The organism is Diaminobutyricimonas sp. LJ205, from assembly GCF_009755725.1.
Classification (GTDB): Bacteria; Actinomycetota; Actinomycetes; order Actinomycetales; family Microbacteriaceae; genus Ruicaihuangia.
The window spans coordinates 1,077,379-1,091,489 of sequence record NZ_CP046619.1 but is presented as its reverse complement, the minus strand read 5'-3'; the positions used below and the strand labels follow the sequence as shown (position 1 = coordinate 1,091,489).

At 66.9% G+C, this 14,111-nt stretch carries 16 protein-coding genes; 8 read left to right on the top strand and 8 right to left on the bottom strand.

The features are described 5' to 3' along the window. Position 1: 1 nt before the first annotated feature. Positions 2–805 (bottom strand): thymidylate synthase, encoded by an 804-nt coding sequence (locus GO591_RS05185; protein WP_157157786.1) that lies wholly within the window; start codon positions 803–805, stop codon positions 2–4. A gap of 115 nt (positions 806–920) precedes the next feature. Between GO591_RS05185 and GO591_RS05180 the strand changes: the two genes are divergently transcribed. Together GO591_RS05180 and GO591_RS05175 are read left to right on the top strand one after the other, a co-directional pair. After that, positions 921–1,346, top strand: a complete 426-nt coding sequence (locus GO591_RS05180) for an OsmC family peroxiredoxin (protein ID WP_157155837.1) — start codon at positions 921–923, stop codon at positions 1,344–1,346. A 13-nt stretch (positions 1,347–1,359) separates the two neighbouring features. Then, positions 1,360–2,247 carry a TIGR01777 family oxidoreductase gene (locus tag GO591_RS05175; protein WP_157155836.1) on the top strand — a complete coding sequence of 296 codons (888 nt, stop codon included), beginning with the start codon at positions 1,360–1,362 and terminating at the stop codon, positions 2,245–2,247. Between the two features lies 1 nt (position 2,248). On the opposite strand, the gene GO591_RS05170 is transcribed toward GO591_RS05175, so the two are convergent. Together GO591_RS05170 and dapB are read right to left on the bottom strand one after the other, a co-directional pair. Next, positions 2,249–2,659, bottom strand: a complete 411-nt coding sequence (locus GO591_RS05170; protein WP_157157785.1) for a hypothetical protein — start codon at positions 2,657–2,659, stop codon at positions 2,249–2,251. A 20-nt stretch (positions 2,660–2,679) separates the two neighbouring features. Then, the gene (dapB, locus tag GO591_RS05165) at positions 2,680–3,414 is read right to left on the bottom strand and encodes a 4-hydroxy-tetrahydrodipicolinate reductase (RefSeq protein WP_157155835.1); all 735 of its coding nucleotides are present in this window, start codon (positions 3,412–3,414) and stop codon (positions 2,680–2,682) included. Between the two features lie 27 nt (positions 3,415–3,441). Here dapB and GO591_RS05160 point away from each other — a divergent pair, with 27 nt between their 5' ends. Both GO591_RS05160 and GO591_RS05155 read left to right on the top strand, forming a co-directional pair. Then, positions 3,442–3,930, top strand: a complete 489-nt coding sequence (locus GO591_RS05160; RefSeq protein ID WP_157155834.1) for a GNAT family N-acetyltransferase — start codon at positions 3,442–3,444, stop codon at positions 3,928–3,930. A 1-nt stretch (position 3,931) separates the two neighbouring features. Next, positions 3,932–4,858, top strand: a complete 927-nt coding sequence (locus tag GO591_RS05155) for a Ppx/GppA family phosphatase (protein WP_157155833.1) — start codon at positions 3,932–3,934, stop codon at positions 4,856–4,858. A 43-nt stretch (positions 4,859–4,901) separates the two neighbouring features. Here GO591_RS05155 and GO591_RS05150 read toward each other — a convergent pair whose 3' ends face one another. Continuing rightward, positions 4,902–5,504, bottom strand: coding sequence for a histidine phosphatase family protein (locus GO591_RS05150; RefSeq protein WP_157155832.1), 603 nt, complete (start codon positions 5,502–5,504; stop codon positions 4,902–4,904). 9 nt (positions 5,505–5,513) lie between these two features. After that, positions 5,514–6,866 carry a M16 family metallopeptidase gene (locus tag GO591_RS05145; protein ID WP_157155831.1) on the bottom strand — a complete coding sequence of 451 codons (1,353 nt, stop codon included), beginning with the start codon at positions 6,864–6,866 and terminating at the stop codon, positions 5,514–5,516. A gap of 312 nt (positions 6,867–7,178) precedes the next feature. On the opposite strand from GO591_RS05145, the gene GO591_RS05140 reads away from it, so the two are divergent. Continuing rightward, positions 7,179–7,763 carry a TetR/AcrR family transcriptional regulator gene (locus GO591_RS05140; RefSeq protein WP_232466281.1) on the top strand — a complete coding sequence of 195 codons (585 nt, stop codon included), beginning with the start codon at positions 7,179–7,181 and terminating at the stop codon, positions 7,761–7,763. Positions 7,764–7,783: 20 nt separating this feature from the next. Here the strand turns inward: GO591_RS05140 and GO591_RS05135 are convergent, their stop codons facing one another. Next, the gene (locus tag GO591_RS05135; RefSeq protein WP_157155829.1) at positions 7,784–8,800 is read right to left on the bottom strand and encodes an aldo/keto reductase; all 1,017 of its coding nucleotides are present in this window, start codon (positions 8,798–8,800) and stop codon (positions 7,784–7,786) included. Positions 8,801–8,955: 155 nt separating this feature from the next. Here GO591_RS05135 and GO591_RS05130 point away from each other — a divergent pair, with 155 nt between their 5' ends. From GO591_RS05130 to GO591_RS05120, 3 genes are read left to right on the top strand one after another with little or no spacing between them, the layout of a single operon-like run. Next, on the top strand, positions 8,956–9,366 hold the full coding sequence (locus tag GO591_RS05130) for a hypothetical protein (RefSeq protein WP_157155828.1): 411 nt from the start codon (positions 8,956–8,958) through the stop codon (positions 9,364–9,366). Further along, positions 9,363–10,322, top strand: a complete 960-nt coding sequence (locus tag GO591_RS05125) for an ABC transporter ATP-binding protein (RefSeq protein ID WP_157155827.1) — start codon at positions 9,363–9,365, stop codon at positions 10,320–10,322. Before GO591_RS05130 ends, GO591_RS05125 begins: the two co-directional genes overlap by 4 nt. After that, on the top strand, positions 10,322–11,110 hold the full coding sequence (locus GO591_RS05120; RefSeq protein ID WP_157155826.1) for an ABC transporter permease subunit: 789 nt from the start codon (positions 10,322–10,324) through the stop codon (positions 11,108–11,110). Before GO591_RS05125 ends, GO591_RS05120 begins: the two co-directional genes overlap by 1 nt. Positions 11,111–11,168: 58 nt before the next feature. Here GO591_RS05120 and GO591_RS05115 read toward each other — a convergent pair whose 3' ends face one another. Further along, positions 11,169–11,351, bottom strand: coding sequence for a hypothetical protein (locus GO591_RS05115; RefSeq protein WP_157155825.1), 183 nt, complete (start codon positions 11,349–11,351; stop codon positions 11,169–11,171). 161 nt (positions 11,352–11,512) lie between these two features. Next, positions 11,513–13,801, bottom strand: coding sequence for a polyribonucleotide nucleotidyltransferase (locus GO591_RS05110; RefSeq protein WP_157155824.1), 2,289 nt, complete (start codon positions 13,799–13,801; stop codon positions 11,513–11,515). Positions 13,802–14,111 lie beyond the last annotated feature (310 nt).

Here is a 14,111-nt window from a genome sequence, read left to right as displayed (position 1 = left end):
CTCAGACCGCGACGGCGGCGCGGATCGACGGGTGGTGCTGGTAGTTCTCGATGGCGAGGTCGGCGTATTCGTAGTCGAAGATGCTGTCGCGATGTGTGACTTGCAGCTGCGGGTACGGGAACGGGTCCCGGCTGAGCTGCTCGGTGACCTGGTCGAGGTGGTTGTCGTAGATGTGGCAGTCGCCGCCGGTCCAGACGAACTCGCCGACCTCGAGGCCGACCTGGTCGGCTACGAGATGAGTCAGCAGCGCGTAGCTGGCGATGTTGAACGGCACTCCGAGGAACATGTCGGCGCTGCGCTGGTACAGCTGGCACGACAATTTGCCGTCGGCGACGTAGAACTGGAACAGCGCGTGGCAGGGCGCCAGGGCCATGTTGGGGATGTCGGCAGGGTTCCACGCCGACACGATCAGGCGCCGCGAATCCGGAGTGGTCTTGATGGCCTCGATCACGTCGGAGATCTGGTCGATCTGCTCCCCGCTCGGGGTCGGCCACGACCGCCACTGCACGCCGTAGACCGGGCCGAGTTCGCCTTCGGCGTCCGCCCATTCGTCCCAGATGGTGACGCCGTTCTCGCGCAACCAGCCCACGTTGCTGTCGCCCCGCAGGAACCAGAGCAGTTCATACGCGATCGACTTGAAGTGCACGCGCTTGGTGGTGATCAGCGGGAAACCCTCGGCGAGATCGAACCGGATCTGCCGGCCGAATACGCTGCGAGTGCCGGTACCGGTGCGATCCGACTTGTGGGTGCCGTTCTCGAGCACGTCGCGGAGCAGGTCCTCGTACGGGGTGCGGATCGGGGTCAGAGCATCGGAGTCAGCGGCCACAATCTCACCCTAACCGGCGAGGGCTGCGGATCGCGTGCATGCCGCTTCGCCGCGCAACACCCATAGGCTGGGAGTCCCAACGAAGGAGGACACCATGGCAGTGACCAGTGAAGCAACGACCCTGTGGTTCGGCGATCTGACAAGCGGCAAGGGCACCACTTCGCTTGACACCTCGGATGCGGCGGAATTCCCAGTCACCTGGGCGGCACGCTCGGAGGGCGTCACCGGCATGACGAACCCCGAGGAGCTCATCGGCGCCGCGCACAGCGCGTGCTACTCGATGGCGTTCTCGGGGATTCTCGCCAAGAACGGCACGCCGCCGGAGAGCCTGCAGGTCACCGCTGCGGTCACCTTCCAGCCGGGCGAGGGCATCACCGGCAGCCACCTGCTGGTGAGCGCGAAGATCGCCGGGCTGAGCGACGAGGACTTCGAGCGCCTCGCCGAGGAAGCCAAGACCAACTGCCCCGTCTCGCAGGCGCTGAAGGGCGTGCCGATCACCATCGAAGCGAGCCTCGCTTAGCGGCGGTCGCAATTTGCGAATACTGATCTCCGGCGCCAGCGGCTTCATCGGCGCCGAACTGCAGCGACAACTGGCGCGCGAAAACCACGACGTGCTCAAGTTGGTGCGCCGCCAGCCGCGCGACGCCACCGAGATCAACTGGGCGCCCGCGGCGAAGGTCATCGATTTCCGGGTGCTCGACAATGTCGACGCCGTGGTGAACCTGTCCGGGGCGTCCACCGGCCGGATCCCGTGGACCCGTGGCTACAAGAAGCAGCTGCGGGAGTCCCGCGTGCAATCCACGCGGGCCCTGGCCGAGGCGATGAACATGGCGTCGACTCCGCCCCGGGTGTTCATCTCGGCATCCGCCGTCGGCTACTACGGCAACCGACCCGGTGAACGGCTTACCGAGAACTCGTCGAAGGGTGTCGGGTTCTTCGCCGACCTCGTAAACGATTGGGAACAGGCGGCGGCCCTCGCTCCGGAGAAGACCCGCGTCGTCAACACCCGCAGCGGCATCGTCATCGGCCGCGGCGGCGGTGCGCTCGCCCCGCTGATGCTGACGACGCGCTTCGGGCTCGGCGCCCGCTTCGGCACCGGCGGTCAGCACTGGCCATGGATCAGCCTGTACGACGAGGCCGCGGCGATCCGGCACCTGCTCACGTCAGAGATTCGCGGCCCGGTGAACCTGGTCGGCCCGACGCCGGCGACCAGCCACCGGATCACCACGGAGCTTGCCCGGGCCATGCACCGCTGGCACAAGCTCGCCCTGCCGGAAGGTTTGGTCAGCGCCCTGATGGGTGAGGCGGCGCGGGAACTGCTGCTGGTCAGCCAGAAGGCGGTGCCGGTGCGGTTGCAGGAGGACGGCTTCGAGTTCCGTCATCCGCGTGTCGAGGATGCGATCGCCGCGGCGTTTCGCTGAGTCAGCCGCGCGAGAGTTCGATCGCCTTGCGCGTCGCCCACCTGGCCCGTTTGCGGTCGCCGCTGGCGTCGTAGGCGATGCCGAGTCGGAACCAGGCCTGCCAGGAGTCGGGATCTGCTTCCACCTCGGCCTGGTAGGCGGGGAACAACGCGTCGGCCGCTTCCCGGTCGGGGCGGCCGCTTGGCAGCAGGGCCACTTCCTCGGCGGGGAGCCCGCCCTCGGCCTCCAGCCGTTTCGCGAGCCGCTGGGCGCGCAGCATGAACAGGATCTCGACCACCAGACCCCAGGCGCCGAGCAACGGCAACAGGACCAGGGCCACGCCCAGCGCGACGGTGACGGGCTGGCCGTCCGTGATCAGGATGATCGCGTACTGCACGGTGAAGGCCAGGTACAGCACCAGCAGGGCGGCCATCACGACCACTCCGATGCGGTTCACGCGTCGAGATCCATCAGTGCGTCAAGGCCGACAACGACGCCGCGGAGGTCCTTCACCCGAGCCAGGGCGAGCTTGATGCCGGCCTCGTAGGCCGACTGCGAGAGGGTGTCGTGGGTGATGGTGAGCAGTTCGCCGGTGCCTCCGAGCAGCACCTGCTGCTTGGCGACGACGCCCTGCATGCGCAGGCTGTGGATCGGCACGCTGGAGACCTGCTGGCCACGGGCGCGTTGGTCGGCGTGTGGCGCGATCACCGGTCCGGCGTCGGCGCGGGCCTGGCCGATCAGCTCCGCGGTGCGCACCGCGGTGCCGGACGGTGAGTCGATCTTGGACTCGTGGTGGGCTTCGATGATCTCAATCGACTCATAGAAGCGTGCCGCCTTGGCGGCGAACGCGGTGGCGAGCACCGAGCCCAACGAGAAGTTGGGGACGATGATGACGCCCAGCTCCGGGTGGGCCGCGACGGTGCGCTCGAGGTCGGCGATCCGCTCGGCTGACCAACCGCTCGTGCCCACCACGGCCGGGATGTTGTTGCTGACCGCGTGCTCGACGACGCGTGGCGAGACGTGCGGCACGGTGAAGTCGATGACGATGTCGGCGCCGAGGATGCCATCGAGGTCATCAGAACTGCCGAGCTGCGCGACGAGCTCGAAACCGTCGGTGTCGTCGATGATCCGGCTTGCGAGGGTGCCCATTCTGCCCGTTGCGCCGACCACGGCGACCTTTTCCGTCATGCCTGCAATGCTAGCTAGCCTTGCTCCATGGTGAGTTTTCGTGAGATCGACGTGATGGAGCCTGCCGCGCAGGCGTTGCTCACCGAATACTTCGAAGGTCGGGAACAGAGTTTCCCGAAGGAGATGGGGCACTACGAGGTCCACTTTCCGGACCCTGAGCAGTTTCGCGTGCCGCACGGGGTGTTTCTGATCGTCGAGGGTGAAGACCTCGCTGGTGAAGCCGCCGACGTCGGCTGTGGCGGCATCCGGAAGCTCGCGTCAGCACCCGGTGACCCGGCCCGCTTCGAGATCAAGCACCTGTTCCTGCAGCCGCATACGCGTGGCCTCGGCATCGGCCGCCTGCTGCTGGCCGAACTGGAACAGCGGGCGCGCGCCCTGGGCGCCGTCGAAGTGGTGCTCGACACCAACGCCAGCCTGGAGGCTGCCGGCGGGTTGTACCGGTCGAGCGGGTATGACGAGACGCCGCCCTACAACAACAATCCCAACGCCACCAACTGGTACTTGAAGAGGCTTTGACGTGCGCCTCGGAGTGCTGGACGTCGGCTCGAACACTGTCCACCTGCTCGTTGTCGACGCCCACCCGGGCGCCCGCCCGATCCCGGAGAGTTCGAAGAAGTCGGTGCTGCGGCTGATGCGGTACCTCGCCCCGGACGGCTCGATCCGTGAGGAGGGAGTGCAGGCGATCATCACCGCGGTCGGCACCTCGGCCGAACTCGCGAAAAAGGCCAAGGTCGACGAGTTCCTGCCGATGGCGACCTCCGCCGTACGGGAAGCCCGCAACGGCCCTGAGGTGCTCGATCGCATCACCCGGGAGACCGGAGTCGAGCTTCGCGTGCTCTCCGGCGAAGACGAGGCACGGCTCACCTTCCTGGCCGTGCGTCGCTGGTACGGCTGGTCGTCTGGGCGAATCCTGCTGTTCGACATCGGTGGCGGATCGTTCGAGGTCAGCGTCGGCTCGGATGAAATCCCGGATGTCGCGCTGTCACTGCCGCTCGGAGCCGGTCGCACCACCGTGGGTTTCCTCCGCAGCGACCCACCGACCGCTGATCAGCTCGACGCCCTGCGCACGCATGCCCGAATGGTGATTCGAGAGGTGCTGCCCCAATTCGACTCGATGCCGCCCGTCGACCATGTGATCGGCTCGTCGAAGACCATCCGCTCGCTGGCCCGGCTGGCCGGATCGACGCAGCCCGGATTCGGGGCCGGCGACCGCAGCATCCTGCGCCGCAAGGAGCTCGCCGACTGGGTGCCCCGGCTCGCGAAGCTGCCCGCGGATGCCCGGCCGGCGCTGCCCGGCGTCACCGAGGACCGGGCCTTCCAGATCGTCGCCGGCGGGATCGTGCTGGACGAGATGATGCGCGCGTTCGATGTGGATGCTCTCGAGGTGTCGCCCTGGGCGATGCGGGAGGGTGTCATCCTGCGGTACCTCGACCAGCTGGACTGAGCAGTGTGGCTCGACCAGCAGTGTGGCTCGACCAGCGGTGTGGCTAGAAGGGCTGGCTCTCGGGCAGTCCGGTGCGCAGTTCGGCTGGCAGGTGCCCGAGGTCGTTGTAGGTGACCAGCACGGGCGGCTTCGCGCTGCGCACCCGGATGATCGTGAGCCCGCAGTGGGCTTGATTGAGCCCCATCCAGCGCCAGGCCGGGGCGCCGAGCGCCTCGCGCACGAACCAGGCGATGACGAAGTTATGGGTGATCAGCAGGTCGTGGCGATCGCCGCGGGACGGCGACATCCATTCGGCGACGGCATCCGACATCTGAGCTTCGCCGGCGGCGATCTGCTCGGGCGTCACCGACCCGTAGAACGGCTCGAACGCGGCAGGCATGTCCGACTGCGGGCCGGACGGGATGCAGTCCATCAGCAGCGCCGACGGCTCCGGCTCGAGCGCCGGAAGACGGTCGGTCATGATCCGCGCCGTCTCCTGCGCGCGCTGCAGCGGGCTGGTCCAGGCTCCCGTGAACGGCACACCGCCGAGTCGTTCAGCGATCGCCTCGGCCTGGCGGACGCCTCGGCCGCTGAGTGGTCCATCGGGAAGTCCGTGCTCGGCGTCGACTTGTTCGCCGTGCCGAATCAGATACAGGTAGTGGACCATTGCTCCCTCTCAGGCGGCGGATGGTGGGGCGGCAAGACCCGCGAAGGCTGCTTCGTCGACGGCGCCGACAGCAGCGATCGAAAGCGGACGGGCAATCAGCCGACTCGCGAGGTCCCGCACGCCATCGGCGGTGACCAGTTCGACCCGCCGGAGCGCCTCGTCGAGGTCGGTGAACTCGCCGGTGGTCAGCTCACTGCGGCCCAAGCGGGTCATCCGGGTGTCGGAGTCCTCAAGCGCCAGCGCGGATGCACCGCCGAGCTGTCCTTTCGCGCGGCGGAGCTCCTCGTCGGTGACGCCGTGCACCGCCAGCCGCTGGAACTCGGCGAGCATGAGTTCGGCGACAGCGCCGGCGCGTGCGGGCGAGCAACCGGCGTACAGCCCGAACAAGCCGGTGTCGGAGTAACTGGGTGCGAAGGAGTACACCGAATAGGCGAGGCCGCGCTTTTCTCGGATCTCCTGGAACAGGCGGCTCGACATGCCGCCGCCGAGGATGCTGGTGAGCACGGTGAGGGTGGGCCGCTCGGGATCGGTGGCGGCGAGGGCGGGCATGCCCATCAGAATGTTCGCCTGCTCGATCGGGCGGTGCGTCACTGAGAGAGCGCTGCCACGGGTGACTGGCTCGCTCGCCTCGCGACGCGGAACCGGAGCAGCCTCGAGGGACAGGTCCCAGCCCGCTGTGGTCAGCGCGGCGCGCACAGCAGCGACCAGTTCATCGTGATCCACCGCACCGGCAACGCTGATGACCAGATCCTGCGGGCGGTAGTTGGCTCGGTAGTGGTCCCAGACGGCATCGCGGCTGACCTCCCGAATGGTCTCCGGGTTGCCCCCGATCGGCCGGCCGAGCGGATGGGCGCCGAGAACAGCCTCGAAGAACCGCTCCCCCGTGACATCCGCCGGATCATCATCGGCCATTGCGAGCTCTTCGAGAATGACGCCGCGCTCAGTTTCAAACTCGGCCGCGTCGAGCGTTGACGAGGTGAACATGTCGGCGAGCACGCCGACCGCCATCAGCAGGTCCTGGTCGCGCACCTTGGCGTAGTAGCAGGTGTATTCCTTCGCCGTCATCGCGTTGTGCTCACCGCCGACCGCGTCGAAGCTCACCGCAATGTCGAGGGCGGTGCGCCGCTCAGTGCCCTTGAAGAGCAGGTGCTCGAGGAAATGCGTCGAGCCGAAGTGCCCGGGCAGCTCATCCCGCGAACCGACGGCGACCCAGAAACCGACAGTCGAACTGCGGGCTCCAGGAACTTGCTCACTGAGAATGCGCACACCGCTCGGCAGGATGCTGCGTCTGACGAGCGACCCTCCTGCGGCTGGAAACGACAGTTCGGGCGTACCAAGCGGGAATGTGACGGCGCCGTTCATCCTGCTCAGCCTAGGTCATGCCTCACGCGGCGGCATCCGAAGGGGTCTGCCCCCGAACTGGGGTATCTTCACAATGCAGGACAGACAGCTCTGTCTGTCCTCCCTCATATATGGTGGCATCCGGAAGGCAGTCAGGTGCAGGCAACAGCACGGTACGGCGACGTGGGAACCCCCCGTCTCATCCGCCGCGGTCGCTCCGAACGACCAACCGGTCTCACCCTGACCGCCAACCCACGCGACACCCCTGATCGCGCGAAGCACCACCCCTGACGGCTTGGGCCTACCCAGCCGATGAGCCAGAAGGAGCACGCTGTGGCGGTCGAAGTCCCCCCGTCGACCGCCCAGCCTGCGCCTGGCGCGAAGCTCCGAATCCTCGACACGGCAACCCAGCTGTTCTACCTCGAGGGCATCCACTCGATCGGCGTTGACCGCCTCATCAGCGAGTCGTCCGTCACCAAGGCCACCTTCTACAAGCATTACGGGTCGAAGGATGCGCTCATCCTCGCCTACATCCGCGCCCGCGCCGCGATGGAGCAGGAACGGCTGGAGCGGATCGTCAGCGAGCATGACAACCCTGCCGACAGCATCCGGGCGGTGTTCGCCGATGCGGCGCGGATGATCCTGGCGCCTGAGTTCCGTGGCTGTGCATTCATCAACGCGGCCGCCGAGTTCCCGTCAGAGACTCATCCGGTGCGCGGCCTGATCCTCGACCACCGCGACTGGTTCGCCGATTTTCTGACCGGCTTGCTCCGCGAGCTTGGCCACCCGCTGCCGGGTGACGGCGCCGACGACCTGCAGCTGGTGCACGACGGCGCGATGACCGGCGGGTACGCGGGCGACCCGATTGCGGCAACTGCCTCGCTCGGCCGTGCTGTCGAGCGCCTGCTGGCGTTCTAAGACCTCCCGGGAAGGGCGGCTCAGGTCGCGCTGACCCGGTCCAGTTCGGTGATCTGCTGCCTGGTCAGTGACACCGACGCGGCGGCGGTGAGGTCGAGAACCTGCTCGGCGCGGCTCGCCGAGGCCACCGGCGCCACCACGAACGGTTTGGTGAGCAACCAGGCGAGCGCGATCGTCGACACGCTCACCTCATGCTGGGCGGCCACCGCGTCCAGCGACGCCAGCACCTTCTGCCCCCGACGGGTGAGGTGCTTCGACGCGCCCCTGCCTCGTCGGCCGCCGACATCCGCGCGACTGCGATAGCCGCCTGCCAGAAAGCCCGCGGCCAGCGCGAACCGCGGCATCACGCCAAGGTTCTGCTGGCGCGCGACGTGGGCGAGCCCGCCCTCGTACTCGTCGCGATGCATCAGGTTGTACTGGTTCTGCAGCGCCACCATCGGTGCGACACCGATCTGGCCCGCGGCCACTCGTGCCTCGATAAGCCGGTTGCCGGTGTGGTCGGATCCGCCGAAGTACCGCACCCGGCCCGCCCGGATCTGTTCGTCGACCGCCAGCAGGGTCTCTTCGAAGTCGACATCTGTGTCATCCACGTGCAGGTACAGCAGGTCGATGTGGTCGACGTCGAGCCGGCGGAGCGACGCCTCGACCGCCTGGCGGATCGCCCGGCCGCGGAGCCCGGGATGCTCGCGGCTCTTGCCGACCTTGGTGGCGACGACCAAACCGTCACGGTTCTTGCGCCCGCGCATCCAATCGCCGATGATCCGCTCGCTCGCGCCGTCGGCGTACGAATCGGCGGTGTCGATGAAGTTGCCCCCGTGCGCGGTGTATTCGTCAAGGATGGCGGCGGCCGAATCGGCATCCGTTTCCGCTCCGAAGAGCTTGCCGCTCAACGCGAGGGGGAACACTCGCAGGTCGGATGAGCCGATCCTGCGCGGCCGTACGGCGGGGTCGCGCCCATGGACGATTGCGGCGGTTTCGGCGGTGGAGATGGTGACCTCGGGCAGCACGACGCGCTGTTTTGAGAACAGCTGCGTCATCTGTCGGGGCTCCTTGAATAACCGGGTAGTGGCCCAGCGACTGCTGGGCTTGCTCACGACAATACGGTGACCCCCTGCGATTTTTGCGAGGCAGGCGGAAGATTGTGATGACACCGTCATGTCCGAGCAGGGATTGTCACCCGAAGGGGGTTCAGATGGCAGATACACCGAACAAATCGGACTCTCCCAAGGTGACCCAGCAGGCTGCGCTGACCACCTCGAGCGGCCGGATCTGGCTGGTTATCGGCGGCATCCTCGCGGTCATCTCGCTCGGTTTCCTGTGGCAGATGCGGGAGATCGGCCAGGCCTGCCCATTCATCGAGCCGGCTCCGCCGGGCTGCGGCGATGGCAGGCTGACGAGCGCGCCGCTGATCGGGATCGCGATCATCGTCCTGCTGTACGCGGCGATGGTGGTGGTGCGGTTCACCGTGGAGCGGCTCCGTGTTCGACTCGCGGTGATGGCGATTCTCACCGCGCTGATTCCGATCACCTTTGTGATCTGCGGCGGCATTGTGATCCTCGCGCAGCAGACACCGATCCCGCTGCCGGTCGAGCCACTGAAATGACCGTATCCGCCGTCGAGACCTCGGCGCTCAGCAAGCGTTTCGGCTCGGTGCGCGCCTTGGATGCGGTCAGTCTCGAAGTGCCCGAGGGCACCGTGTTCGGCCTGATCGGGCCGAACGGCGCGGGCAAGACCACCATGCTGCGACTGCTCGTCGATATCCTGCGACCGACGAGCGGGACGGTGAGGGTGCTCGGCGAGGACCCGCGGGCCGGTGGGCCCCCACTGCGACGTCGGATCGGCTACCTCCCCGGTAACCTCAACCTGGACCGGCGGGTGCACGGTCACGACCTGCTGCATCACTACGCGCGGTTGAGCGGCCCGGTGCGCAAGGGCTACATCGAGCAGCTCGCGGAGCGCCTGAACCTTGACCTGTCCCGATCGGTACGTGCCCTGTCGAAGGGCAACCGGCAGAAACTCGGCCTCGTGCAGGCGTTCATGCATGAGCCCAGGCTGCTGGTGCTTGACGAGCCGACCAGCGGCCTGGACCCCTTGGTACAGCAGGAGTTCCTCCGCATGGTGAAGGAAGCCAGCGCAAACTCGCAGACGGTGTTCCTCAGCTCCCACGTGCTGAGCGAAATCGAGCAGGCCGCCGACACCGCCGCGATCCTGCGTTCCGGACATCTCGTCGCGGTCGCCACCGTTGAGCACCTGCGCCAGACCGCCATCCGGCACGTCCGGATCGGAGTGGCCCCCGATCAGGAGCAACAGGTGCGCGCTTCACTCGGCCAGCTGAGCGGCCTCGGCCCGGTCAGCGCGGAGTACGAGGATTCGCGGGTACTGCTGCATGCGACGTGGGAAGGGGATGTCAACGCCTTCGTTCGCTCGATCGCCGGCCACCACCTGCTCGACCTCGTGGTCGAAGAACCCGACCTGGAGGAATCGGTGCTGCGCTACTACACCGGCTCCGAGGCCACTGGCTCTGAGACGACGGAGGCGACGCGCGGAAAGGCATCCTGATGCCGGTATTCATGCGCGCACTCGCCGACTCCTGGCGGTCGCTGATCGCCTGGAGCCTCGCCGTGCTGTTCGCACTGCTGCTCTATCTGCCGCTGTTTCCCTCGTTCGGCGCGACCCCCGAGCTGACACGGCTGCTCGACTCACTCCCCCAGGAGCTGGTCTCGACCCTCGGCTACGACCAGATCGCCACCGGCGCCGGCTACGTGCAGGCGACCTTCTTCGGGTTGATGGGATTCGCGCTGGGATCGATCGCCGGCATCGGGTGGGGAGCGGCTGCCGTCGCCGGCGATGAGGAGGATGGCCTCCTCGAGCTGACCCTGGCGCACGGCGTCAGCCGGGTGCGCCTGGTGCTCGAGCGGGCGCTGGCTGTCGCGGTCCGACTGGCGTGGCTCAGCGTGTTGGCGGCGCTGATCATCCTCGCGCTCAACGATTCCGCAGAGCTGGAGCTGGAGCCGGTGAACCTCGTCGCAGCGGCTGCCGCATATCTGGGGCTCATCCTGCTGCTCGCCTTCTCGGCGCTGGCAGCCGGCGCCCTGACCGGACGGCACAGCCTCGCCGTGGCTGTCGGTGCCGGCGTCGCTGTGCTCGCGTACGCCCTCAATGCGATCGCCAATCAGAGTGAGGACTTGGACTGGCTGCATCCGTATTCCCCGTATTTCTGGGCATTCGGCCCAGACCCGCTCTCGGAGGGCGCCGATTGGGCGAGTCTCGCAGCGCTGTACGGGGTCTGCGTTGCGCTGCTCGGCATCGCTGCGGTCGGTCTCGCCATTCGTGACGTGGGGCGCTGATTCGGTCGAAACTGAAAGCCGGCGGATACCTCGCCTACACCAACCTCTCGGTGGATGCCTAGCGGATCAGGTTTTCCTGGAACGTCGGCGTCGTGCCGAGGATCAGCACCACGAGCATCGCCGCGGCGGTCGTGAGCACGAGCTGATGACGTCCGCGCTGCACGAACCGCTCAAGCGATCCTGGGCCGCGATGACGCGCAGATGACCACCACGGTGATTGATACGCGCTGTGCCGGCCCATGTGATCTCCCCTAAAGAACGCACCCTCTCTGTGCTGGCATAAGTCTCATGCTCAACTTGATAGTTAGGGTCGCGACACGCCGGGGCGTTAACAAAGGATGCCCGCGCCAAGTGGCGCGGGCATCCTTTCAGGGTCTCGACAAGCTCGACCAGCGAAGTGGCTTAGCCTTCGGCCGGAGCCTGCGGGCCTTCGCTGTGCGCGGCCGAGCCGTCCTGATCAGCGGACTCTTCGAGCACCGGAACCAGCGACAGCTTTCCACGGTCGTCGATCTTGGTGATCTCAACGAGCAGCTTCTGGCCGACGCCGAGCACGTCTTCGACGTTCTCGACACGCTTGCCACCGGCGAGCTTGCGCACCTCAGAGATGTGCAGCAGGCCGTCCTTGCCAGGAAGCAGCGAGACGAACGCGCCGAACGTGGCGAGCTTCACGACGGTGCCGAGGAACTGCTCGCCGACCTCGGGGTTGGTCGGGTTGGCGATGGCGTTGACCTGGGCGCGAGCGGCCTCGGCCGAGGGGCCGTCGACAGCGCCGATGTACACGGTGCCGTCTTCCTCGATCGAGATGTCTGCGCCGGTCTCATCCTGGATGGCGTTGATCGTCTTGCCCTTGGGGCCGATCAGCTCGCCGATCTTGTCGACCGGGATCTGCACGCTGATGACGCGAGGCGCGGTTGGCGCCATCTCGTCAGGCGAGTCGATGGCCTGGTTGATCACGTTCAGGATCGCCGTGCGGGCTTCCTTCGCCTGCTGCAGCGCGCCATCGAGCACCGACGACGGGATGCCGTCGAGCTTGGTGTCGAGCTGGATCGCCGTGACGAACTCAGCGGTTCCGGCGACCTTGAAGTCCATGTCGCCGAGCGCGTCTTCGGCACCGAGGATGTCGGTGAGCGCCGCGTAACGGGTCTCACCGTCGACGGTGTCGGAGACGAGGCCCATCGCGATACCGGCGACGGGCGCCTTCAGCGGCACACCGGCGTTCAGCAACGACAGGGTCGAGGCGCAGACGGAACCCATCGACGTCGAACCGTTCGAGCTGAGAGCCTCAGACACCTGACGGATCGCGTAGGGGAACTCCTCGCGGCTGGGCAGCACCGGCACGAGGGCGCGCTCGGCCAGGAAGCCGTGCCCGATCTCGCGACGCTTCGGCGACCCGACGCGGCCGGTCTCACCGGTCGAGTAGGGCGGGAAGTTGTAGTGGTGCAGGTAGCGCTTCTTGGTGACCGGGCTCAACGAGTCGATCTGCTGCTCCATCTTCAGCATGTTCAGCGTGGTGACACCCAGGATCTGGGTCTCGCCGCGCTGGAAGATGGCGGAGCCGTGAACGCGCGGGATGACCTGCACCTCGGCGTCGAGCGCACGGATGTCGCTCAGGCCACGGCCGTCGATGCGCACACCCTCGGTGAGGATGCGGCCGCGCACGATCTTCTTGGTGACCGACTTGTAGGCCGCACTGACCTGGCCGTTGGCCGATTCGGGCAGTTCGCCCGCCGCGACCTTGGCCGCGATGGACTCCTTGACGCGAGCCTTCAGCTCGTCATCCGCGTTCTGACGCTCGACCTTGTCGGCGATCTGGTAGACCGCGGTCAGTTCCTTGGACGCGAGCTCGGACACGGCGGCGTAGGTCTCGTCGGCGTAAGGAAGGAACACCGGGTAGTCGGCGATCTCCTTGGCGCTCTGCGCGGCCAGCTCAGCCTGAGCCTTGACGAGCTTCGCGAGGAACGGCTTGGCAGCTTCGAGGCCCTGGGCCACGATCTCCTCGCTCGGCTTCACGGCGCCGCCCTGGATCAGGTTCCAGCTGCCCTCGGTGGCTTCCGCCTCGACCATCATGATCGCGACGTCCTCGTTGCCCTGCGCGTCGGTGACGATCCGGCCGGCGACGGTGAGGTCGAAGACGGCGTCAGCCAGCTGCGAGTGCTTGGGGAACGCGACCCACTGGCCGGTGCCATCTGCCTGCGGCATGAGCGCGAGACGGATGCCCGCGATCGGGCCACTGAACGGCAGTCCGGAGATTTGGGTCGACGCGGATGCCGCGTTGATCGCGAGCGCGTCGTAGAACTCGTCCGGCGCGATGCTGAGGACGGTGATCACGATCTGGACCTCGTTGCGCAGGCCGTCGACGAACGACGGGCGCAGCGGACGGTCGATCAGACGGCAGACCAGGATCGCCTCGGTCGAGGGGCGGCCCTCACGACGGAAGAACGAGCCGGGGATCTTGCCTGCGGCGTAGCTGCGCTCTTCGACATCCACGGTCAGCGGGAAGAAGTCGAAGTTGTCCTTCGGCTGCTTGCTCGCGCTGGTCGCGGACAAAAGCATGGTGTCTTCATCGAGGTAGGCGGCGACTGCGCCCTGCGCCTGCTGGGCGAGGCGGCCGGTTTCGAAGCGGACGGTGCGGGTGCCGTACTTGCCGTTGTCGAGAACGGCCTCGGCGAACTTGATTTCTGGACCTTCCATTAAGGTCTCTCTCCTTTGCTCTGTCGCACCCCGGTGGGCGCGGCGTAGTGCATCGGAGCAGGAGCGGGCAGGAAGGGACACGACACGTGGGTGCCGGGCGTCTGCTCTGGCCAACAGTAGAAACACACCGTTCGAGACGGGATGCCACCACCGGTGACCAGCTTCGAGCCGGCCTGCTCCGTTTGTTGCTCACTATTCGATTACATGGTTCAACCTTCAGACACAGGTTGAACCGAGCTCAGCGTACCATCGCCTACCCAGCCGAAGCCTGATGCACCCCAGTTCGCCACGCCGCATTCCAGCGGAGAGG

Coding starts and splice junctions, on each gene's coding strand:
- GO591_RS05180 (WP_157155837.1), top strand. CDS start 921: ATGGCAGTGACCAGTGAAGCAACGACCCTGTGGTTCGGCGATCTGACA.
- GO591_RS05170 (WP_157157785.1), bottom strand. CDS start 2,659: ATGGCCGCCCTGCTGGTGCTGTACCTGGCCTTCACCGTGCAGTACGCG.
- dapB (WP_157155835.1), bottom strand. CDS start 3,414: ATGACGGAAAAGGTCGCCGTGGTCGGCGCAACGGGCAGAATGGGCACC.
- GO591_RS05160 (WP_157155834.1), top strand. CDS start 3,442: ATGGTGAGTTTTCGTGAGATCGACGTGATGGAGCCTGCCGCGCAGGCG.
- GO591_RS05150 (WP_157155832.1), bottom strand. CDS start 5,504: ATGGTCCACTACCTGTATCTGATTCGGCACGGCGAACAAGTCGACGCC.
- GO591_RS05145 (WP_157155831.1), bottom strand. CDS start 6,866: ATGAACGGCGCCGTCACATTCCCGCTTGGTACGCCCGAACTGTCGTTT.
- GO591_RS05135 (WP_157155829.1), bottom strand. CDS start 8,800: ATGACGCAGCTGTTCTCAAAACAGCGCGTCGTGCTGCCCGAGGTCACC.
- GO591_RS05130 (WP_157155828.1), top strand. CDS start 8,956: ATGGCAGATACACCGAACAAATCGGACTCTCCCAAGGTGACCCAGCAG.
- GO591_RS05125 (WP_157155827.1), top strand. CDS start 9,363: ATGACCGTATCCGCCGTCGAGACCTCGGCGCTCAGCAAGCGTTTCGGC.
- GO591_RS05120 (WP_157155826.1), top strand. CDS start 10,322: ATGCCGGTATTCATGCGCGCACTCGCCGACTCCTGGCGGTCGCTGATC.
- GO591_RS05115 (WP_157155825.1), bottom strand. CDS start 11,351: ATGGGCCGGCACAGCGCGTATCAATCACCGTGGTGGTCATCTGCGCGT.
- GO591_RS05110 (WP_157155824.1), bottom strand. CDS start 13,801: ATGGAAGGTCCAGAAATCAAGTTCGCCGAGGCCGTTCTCGACAACGGC.